2 protein-coding genes are annotated in these 1,747 nt (G+C 63.9%); both read right to left on the bottom strand.

Features of this window, described 5'->3' with window-relative positions; genetic code table 11:
* Window positions 1-592, bottom strand: a 592-nt coding sequence (locus A3764_RS15010) for a cytochrome ubiquinol oxidase subunit I (RefSeq protein ID WP_150122205.1), incomplete at its 3' end; no start/stop codon positions are given.
* An 81-nt stretch (window positions 593-673) separates the two neighbouring features.
* A partial coding sequence (locus tag A3764_RS15005) for a sensor histidine kinase (protein ID WP_067951724.1) occupies window positions 674-1,747 on the bottom strand: 1,074 nt, incomplete at its 5' end.

Here is a 1,747-nt window from a genome sequence, read left to right as displayed (position 1 = left end):
CAGTGGTCAGATAGGCGGCCAGCACCATATGCGTCAGCCGGTAGGGGAAGGATGGGCTGAAGACGATGGCCCACCAGTCCAGCGGTATGAACTGGCCCACGTCGTTCATGCCGTAGCCCTGCGGGGTCTGCATCCAGGAATTGACGGAAATGATCCAAGTTGCCGACAGCAGGGTTCCGAAGGCGACCATGCCGGTCGCGAACATATGCAACCCGTCCCCCACCCGCTGGCGGCCAAAGAGCATGATGCCGAGGAACCCTGCCTCCAGAAAGAAGGCCGAGAGGACTTCGTAGGCCATGAGCGGCCCGACGACCGGCCCCGCCTTGTCCGAAAAGACCGACCAGTTGGTGCCGAACTGATAGGACATGACGATGCCCGAAACGACGCCCATGCCAAAGGCGATGGCGAAGATTTTCTTCCAGTAGTCGAAGAGCAGCTCGTAGGTTCTGTCCCGCGTGCGCAGCCAGAGCGCGTTGAGCACCGCGAGGTAGCTGGCCAATCCGATACTGAAGGCGGGAAAGATGATGTGGAAAGAAACCGTGAAGGCGAACTGCACCCGAGCGAGCGTTTCCGCGGTATACCCATCCAGCATCGTTGAACCCCTTTACCGGTTTTCAGACACTATGGGCCATGTTGCAGGGTTAGACATAAGAAAAAACGCCGCACCGGCGGATCAGAAACGTATCTCGGCCCGCAATCCGGGGGAATTGTCCGTCAGGCGAAGCTCTGCCCCGTGCAACTTCACGATGCTGTCGACCAGCGCCAGCCCCAGACCGTTGCCGGGGGTGTTGCGGCTGCTGTCGAGCCGGTAGAGCCGCCGCAGCACCTTGTCGCGTTCCGCCTCCGGTATGCCCGGCCCGTCATCGGCAACCACCAGCTGCGGGGCCGTGGCCCGGTCCGGGCCGGAGCCTTCGGGCTGAAGCTCCAGCGTCACCTCCACCTGCGCGCCCTCGGGCGTATGGCGCAGCCCGTTCTCGATAAGGTTGGCGAGGGCCTGCCCGAGAAGCGCGCGGTCGCCCTCCACGCTCAGGACCTCGTCAGGCAAATGCAGGGTCAGGGTCTTTCCGGCGGCCTGTGCCGCTGGTTCGTAGACCTCTGCCATGGTGGCACAGAGGGTATTCAGATCGACCGGCGCGAACCTCTGCCGGGGGGAGCCGCTATCCACCTGTGCAAGCTGCAGAAGCGATTGAAAGACCGTGGCGATGCCGTTCACCTCGGCCTGCGCCCGTTCCACCAGTTCCCGGGTCTCGCCTTCGGGCGGAACGACGCGCTCGAGGTCGTCCAGATGCACCGCGACGCGCTGGATGGGTGTCTTCAGGTCATGGGCGATGTCGGACGAAACCTGGCGCAGGGCCTCCACCGAATGTTGCTGCGCCCCCGCCATCAGGTTCAACTTGCCCCCGATGCTGCGCAGGTCATCGGACCAGCGCGGATCGATCCGCGCACGCGCGGAAAGGTCCCCAGCGGTCAGGCTGTCCAGTGTTCGCCCGATCACCTCCACATCCCGTTTCGAGCGCCGCGCGATGACAAGGCCCCCCGACAGCGCGATGAGGATCGTCGGCAAGAGGCTGATCCACAGGATATTGACGAAGCCCGCCCGCAGCGCCTCGATCTCCGCGCGGCTGCGTGCCACCGTAAGCAGCCCGCCATGCAGGGTATCAGTCAGCGTGAGGTAATCACCGGCATAATCGCCCGGCGCGTCGCGCAGCGTGATGATGTGATAGCCTTCGTCATCCCGTGCGATGGC

This window comes from Sulfitobacter sp. HI0129 (assembly GCF_001635395.1).
Lineage (GTDB): Bacteria > Pseudomonadota > Alphaproteobacteria > Rhodobacterales > Rhodobacteraceae > Sulfitobacter.
The sequence above is the reverse complement of the archived record's forward strand: the minus strand, read 5'-3'. Positions and strand labels throughout refer to the sequence as shown.